The sequence below is a fragment of the Mycobacterium sp. TH-M25 genome (genome assembly GCF_057473665.1).
Genome location: NZ_JBYCLA010000073.1, coordinates 1 through 5,948, shown reverse-complemented (window position 1 = coordinate 5,948; position 5,948 = coordinate 1). Strand labels below are relative to the sequence as shown.

Annotated in this window: 7 protein-coding genes; 1 reads left to right on the top strand and 6 read right to left on the bottom strand. The window is 63.8% G+C overall.

The window, feature by feature from the left end:
• On the top strand, nucleotides 1-906 hold a 906-nt coding region (locus tag AC2VOU_RS02735; protein ID WP_486955979.1), incomplete at its 5' end, for a phosphodiester glycosidase family protein.
• A gap of 52 nt (nucleotides 907-958) precedes the next feature.
• Here AC2VOU_RS02735 and AC2VOU_RS02730 read toward each other — a convergent pair.
• From AC2VOU_RS02730 to AC2VOU_RS02705, 6 genes are all read right to left on the bottom strand, one after another.
• Nucleotides 959-1,657, bottom strand: coding sequence for a hypothetical protein (locus tag AC2VOU_RS02730; RefSeq protein WP_486955978.1), 699 nt, complete (start codon nucleotides 1,655-1,657; stop codon nucleotides 959-961).
• Entirely contained in the window at nucleotides 1,624-2,178 is a 555-nt protein-coding gene (locus AC2VOU_RS02725; RefSeq protein WP_486955977.1) for a mammalian cell entry protein, read from the bottom strand. Before AC2VOU_RS02725 ends, AC2VOU_RS02730 begins: the two co-directional genes overlap by 34 nt.
• Nucleotides 2,175-3,149, bottom strand: a complete 975-nt coding sequence (locus AC2VOU_RS02720; RefSeq protein WP_486955976.1) for an RDD family protein — start codon at nucleotides 3,147-3,149, stop codon at nucleotides 2,175-2,177. The genes AC2VOU_RS02725 and AC2VOU_RS02720 overlap by 4 nt, the downstream gene beginning before the upstream one ends.
• Complete coding sequence (locus tag AC2VOU_RS02715) at nucleotides 3,146-3,808, bottom strand: hypothetical protein (RefSeq protein ID WP_486955975.1); 663 nt, start codon at nucleotides 3,806-3,808, stop codon at nucleotides 3,146-3,148. Before AC2VOU_RS02715 ends, AC2VOU_RS02720 begins: the two co-directional genes overlap by 4 nt.
• Entirely contained in the window at nucleotides 3,778-5,328 is a 1,551-nt protein-coding gene (locus AC2VOU_RS02710) for an MCE family protein (RefSeq protein ID WP_486955974.1), read from the bottom strand. The genes AC2VOU_RS02715 and AC2VOU_RS02710 overlap by 31 nt, the downstream gene beginning before the upstream one ends.
• The coding region (locus tag AC2VOU_RS02705) for an Mce/MlaD family protein (RefSeq protein ID WP_486955973.1) at nucleotides 5,322-5,948 on the bottom strand (627 nt) is incomplete at its 5' end. The genes AC2VOU_RS02710 and AC2VOU_RS02705, both read right to left, overlap by 7 nt.

Here is a 5,948-nt window from a genome sequence, read left to right as displayed (position 1 = left end):
CCGGCGCCGATGCTCAGCGCCGCCGGCAACTGGTACGACGGCGGCGGCGGTGGCCACCTGATGATCATCAAGTCCGCGTCGCAACGGCTCGAGCCGCATCTGCTGGTGGACAGCCATCAGGGCTACCAGTCGCGCTGTGAGCGCAACCCGCGTGCGCGCACCGGCGACGGCCTGATGCAGGCCTCGGAAACCTATACGGCAGGCCAGGCCTGGCAGGCGCTGGGTAAGCCGACGATTGCGATCAATGCGAATTTCTTCGATATCCGCGGCCAGAAGGGCGGCTCTTGGCGCTCGACGGGATGCAGTTCGCCGCTGGGCACCTACGTCGACAACACCCGCGGGCAGGGCAGGGCCAATCAGGCGGTCACCGGCACCATCCCCTACGCGGGTAAGCAGGGCCTGTCCGGCGGCAACGAGAACTGGAGCGCGCTGGCCACCATGGTTTTGCCGAAACACGGTGCGCCGTCAGTGTTGTGGCCGCGGGGCGGGCGCGACGGGCATGACTACGACGCAGCCACGTCGGCCGTCACCGGACTGGTCGATCGCGGTGAGCAATTCGCTGCGGTGAGCGGCCTGGGGTTGCTCGCCCCCGGGAATACCGGTCAGCTCAACGACGGCGGGCCGAGCGCGGCCCGCACCGCGCTGGCCTACTCCAAGCCGCGCGACGAGATGTATGTGTTCCAGGGCGGCAGCTACACCCCGGACAACATCCAGGACCTGTTCCGCGGGTTGGGAAGCGACACCGCGGTGCTACTGGACGGTGGCACCTCGTCGGCGATCGTGCTGCGTCGCGACACAGGAGGGATGTGGGCCGGAGCCGGTGTGCCCAAGGGTAATTGCGACACCTACGAGGTGCTCTGCGATGCGCACGAACGCTCGCTGCCGGGCTGGCTGGCGTTCAACTAGTCTGTCGCGCGGCGACCCGCAGCGCGCAACTTCGCTGCGCTGGCGATCGCCGCTAGAACTTGGGCGTGAGGTCCAGCGAGGTGATCGTCGTCATCTTGGTGACCAGCCAGCGCGCGTGATCCCGTTGCAGCACAAGCCGATAGGAGAAATACTTCAGCGACGGAATATTTTTCGTCAGTGGACTGGTCGAAGTTGTGTTCGTGTAGACGAGCGCCGCTGCGTTGGACCCGTCGAGCGATTCCACCGCGGCGGCGATCACCGACGTGCTGTTAGTGATTTGGGCTTGCTTACTCGGCGCTGCGATCTTGTCGATGTACTTACGATAATCCGCCCCGAAGTCCCCACTGAGGTATTGCGTTGCACGGTCGGCCAGCTTGTCTATGTCAGCGGGGTTGTAGGTCCACAACGTAGTTATCGCGCTGGCGGCGGTACGCGCGATCTGCATTTTGGTGCTCACCGTGGCCCGGTCCACCAGGTAAGGCCACACGAAGGCGCCGGCGAAGGCAGCGGAGCTGACGAACAAGGCGATCGCGGTCCCTACCGCGAGTGCAAGCCGCTTGCGCGGCCGCTGCACGGCGACCGGTTCGTCGTCGTCCACTGTGCGCAGCTCGTCTTCGGCCGCTTCGTCGCTGGAGAATGACTGTTGTCCGACCTCGGCCTCGCTAGGATCTTCAGAAGATGCGTTGTCCACGGACTGGCCGTCGAGAATCTCACCGCTCACACCACCCGCAACAGACTGCTGATTTTCCACTGGCCCCCTTCCTGCTTAGCCGTTAACACCCAACGGTTCGAGTTCTCGAACTCCTGCTTACCGTCAGGAGATTTTGAGGTTACTGCGGTTGCCACCAGCAAGGTGGCACTGCCGTCGTCATTCCACCGGTCCACTCCGGCGTCGAGCACCGTGCCCTGAGTGGCTTCCGCTCGGGCGACGCTGAGCAGGATCTCGTTCTGGTTATCGGTGTATTGCTTGGCGAAATCGCCGGTGGCTTGGGCCAGCACGCGTTTGACATAGTCGTTGGCGTGAAATGGATCCAGCGAGGTGAATCCAGCCATGAATTCCCGGGCATAGCTCAGGACCACTCGGTCTCGCGACGCGCGCTGCTGTTGTGCTTCATGGCTGGCCAAGACCAGGCTTGACACTGTGATCGCCCCCGCAATTACCGTGGCAGCGATCGCGACGGCCACCGTCAGTCCCCACCGTCGCGGCGGCTTTGACGGCACACCCCGGAATAAGGGCTGCTCGTCAACCTCAAACTTCCGCCGCGGACTCACTTTTGATCCTCGGCCTGTCGCGGTTTCGTCAGGGGGGTGAGGTCGTCAACGAGCCAAGTGCCGTTCGCAGCTCGGGCGAACACCACTCGAACGGTCGCGCTGATGTACCGCCCGGCAGGTGGGATGGCTCGCTGTCCCTGCATGAACAGCAGCATCGTGGCCTCAGTCGGCGTGGCTTTCTGTATCGCGCTGTCTGTCACCCAGTACTCGTTGGCAACCGGGTTCGCCTTTTCCACGATTTGCTGTTGGGTGAGAAGCTGCCCGCGGTATTTGTCGGTCGTCATCGACAGCGCGCGAGCGAAATCGTCGTGCAACGACTTCGGATCGTAGGTCAGCAGCTTCTCGACGATCTTGGGTCCCTGGACGGCGATCTCAGCGCGGGCCCGGTCGACCGCTCGATCACGCCGATACACTGCCACGTAGCTCACAGCGGACCCGATGGCGCACACCAGCGCGGCAGCCAACACCACCAGCGCGATCAGTCGCCGAATGTCGCGAGCCTGGCGGTCCGGTTCGGCCATTCGCGCTTCGGTGCGCAGCAGCATGTCGGCGAACGTCCGGCGTCCGGAGTCCCACAGCGGCCACAGCCAACCCAGCATCACCGCCGCCGTGTCGATCAGATGCGCGGCGTCTCTGGCAAGCAGTCGCCACGGACCTGCTGCGCTTCCGCCTCGCCGCACCACGGTGATGCCGAAGAAAGTGCGACCCAGGCTGTTGTTGATGGTCGGCACCAACGTCCGGTTGATTGCCGTGAGCAGGTTGGCCAAGCCGCCCACCACTACGCACACCCACCACCACCAACTGCGAAATGGCATCGTCAGGGCGACCACCGCCATTGTCGCGATGACCGCGGCACCCGGCAGGACGTCGACAGCCAACGCTCCCGCGCGTAAGCGCCACGGTGCCAGACTGCTGGGCGAAGCCTCGTCCCGCGGTGTCGCGACCTCAGGCTCCTTGACCACAGCCGTCACTTGGCCACCTGATCGAGTCTGGCAACCTTGTAACTACCCTCGTCGCGTGCCATCCTGACCCGCAGCCGGTAGCCCGTCTCGTGGTTTTGCACCTCAATATCGGAGATCTTCACGCGCATTGCGACCAACACATCGATCGAGCCGTCGTCGTTGTGGCGCTCGACCGCCGCGCGCATATCCGACACCTGCACATGGACATTCGCGGCTTGGTAGGCCTGCACGAGCAATCCGGTGTACATCAGGGCCTGCGAGCGATAATCGCCAGTGCCACAGTCGATGATCTTCCGTTCGCTGGCGGCCATCGTGTCGATGTCTGGTGCCTGCGTCGCCGCGAGGCAATTTTTCGCCGCTTCGACTGCCGCAGAGTCGTCGCGGGCGATGGTCTCGCTGTCGCGGTGCCACACCAGGCCCAGGTATCCGCCGGCAGCCAGACCGCCGCTGATCACCACCAGCGCCGCAATGATCCCGATCAACCAGCCACGAGTCAGCCGCGAGGCTGCGCGATCGACGGTTTGCGAATCGATTGCGCCGGCATCGCCCGGCTCGACCGGCTCGTTGTCGGCAGTCGTTGCCTCCACCTCATCGTCGCCGAACTCAGATTTCGGCGAATCGTCGGCGGCGGTGGGGCTCAGCTGGCTGGCGCCAGCATCTCCTTCCATCCGTCGTCTCCCGTTTTCTTCGAATTTTCGACGGAGTAGTTGACACCGTCCGGCCCAACCACCACGCCGCTCTGCGGGCTGTAGGTTGCGGCAGGAGGCCCGCTCGGAGTGTAAATACACGGGTTAGGCTGCTGCCCGTTGCACTGTACGCTTCCGGCTCCCGGTCGCTGCAGCGGATCGCTGACCGGGGGTGGCGTACCCGCAACTCGATTGGCAGGTGCCGGGTTAATACCGTTGTTGACCGATGGCGCCTGGATCACGTGGCCCGGATCGACCGGCTGATCGCAACGTCCCCCCGGCGCCGGGCAGTTGCGAACTTGGTTCGGGTCGCCGTACCACGGGTTGGTTCCCAATGGCACGTAGGGTTTGGGATCACGACACTCGCGCGGGGTCGCCGCGCGTTTATTCGGAACGTCCACACACGGCGAATTGCGCACGCCACGCACCGAGTTGGCCGGGGTATCCAACGGGATCTTGCAGTAGTTGCCCACCGGCAACGGCTGCAGGCTGACATCTGCCGGTGAGCGCCACTCGTTCGCCGGAATGAACCCGGTCAGGCAGGGCGGCGGGTAGTTGATCGCAAGCCCCAGGTCCAGCGCTGCCTGACCCGGGTACGGGGTGAGCAGCGTCTGCGCGAACGCTGCCCCCTCGGGCAAGAACACCAGCACCTGTTCGAGGTTCTTGTTGTACCGCTTGAGCATGTCGAGCACGATCTCGGTATTGGCCAGTGTCTGTGGCAGGGTTTCCCGGACGTCACCGAACACCGCGTTAATCTGGTCGGCGGTCGGCGCGGCCTTCGAAAGAATATTCTTGACGTTCTGATCTTTCGCCGCCGACTGAGCCGCGAGGACATTCAGATTGTGCGCCCACCGCTCGATGGAGTTGCTCGAGACGGCCTGGCTGTCGAGCAGCGGTTCGGAATTCTGGATGATGGAATTGACGTCCGTGATGTTGGTCTTGAAGCCACCGACGATGGCCTGGGTCGAGTCGACCAGTCGCTTCAGCGACGGTCCCAAACCGCCGACCGCCTCGGCGGTCTCGTCGAGCAGCGCGGCGATCTTGCCCGTCGGCAGCACGCTCAGCGCCCGGTTGGTAGCATCCAGCGCCGGTCCGATCGGCGCGGGCACCGTAGCTTTGGTGATGGTCTGCCCTGGGGAGAACACCTTGCCGGAGTTGTGCTCCGAAACAAGGTCCAGATACTGCTCGCCGACCGCCGACACCGAATGCACGTTCGCCGACGCGTCGATCGGGATTTTGTAGTTACTGGCGATGCTCATCGTGGCCCGGGCACCGCGTTCGGTGGGCTCGACTGCGGTGATCTTACCGATCGTGATCCCTCGGTAGGTCACGTTGGACGTGACGTACAACCCGCCCGAGGAGGGCAGCTCCGCATTCAGCGTGTACTGGCCGATGCCGATCAAGGTTGGGATGCGCAGGTAATACCAGCCAAGCACCACTAACGCGGCGGCGGTTAGGGCCCCGAAGACAACGAGCTGGCGCCGGATACCACGAGTCAGCAATTCCGGTCCCCCCTTTCGATGAGCGGTCCACCGGGAGCGTCGTTCGGGTTCGGCGTGTAACGCACGTCCGGAATCATGGTGTTCGGATCCCGACCGAACGATTGCTCCAGGGCCCGCAACGAGCCGGAAATCCCCGTTCCGGTGAGGAACGCGTTGTCGACGGACGACAACGTCGAGTCCAGTGTCAGCGACAAGTTGTAGAAGTCACCGCGGAACGCTTTGGGAACGGCGTCGATGTCGAACGGCAGCGTGCCGACAAGTTTCACCGCCCCGAGCACGTCGGGTGCGGCACGGCCCAGTTCCTTCAACGGACACTGGAGCCCCTGTAGGTCCTGATGAAAGTTGTTCCGCGAGGGGCCCAACGATTGCTGGACCTCATCGCTGAGTCGGCCGACGGCGTCGATGGCGTTGATCAACCGCTGTTGATAATCTTTGTCGGCGAAATGCTGGACCAGCGGCGGGACGTCGGTGAACACTCGGTCCAGCACATCGGAGCGCTTGGCCGCGTACGCCAGCAAACTGTTGGTGGAGTCGATGGCGTGGTTGATGTCGTCACGCTGTGCGTTGACCTGACTGATGAAGGTATCCAGTTTGCCGAGGAAGGCCTTAATCTGCGGCGC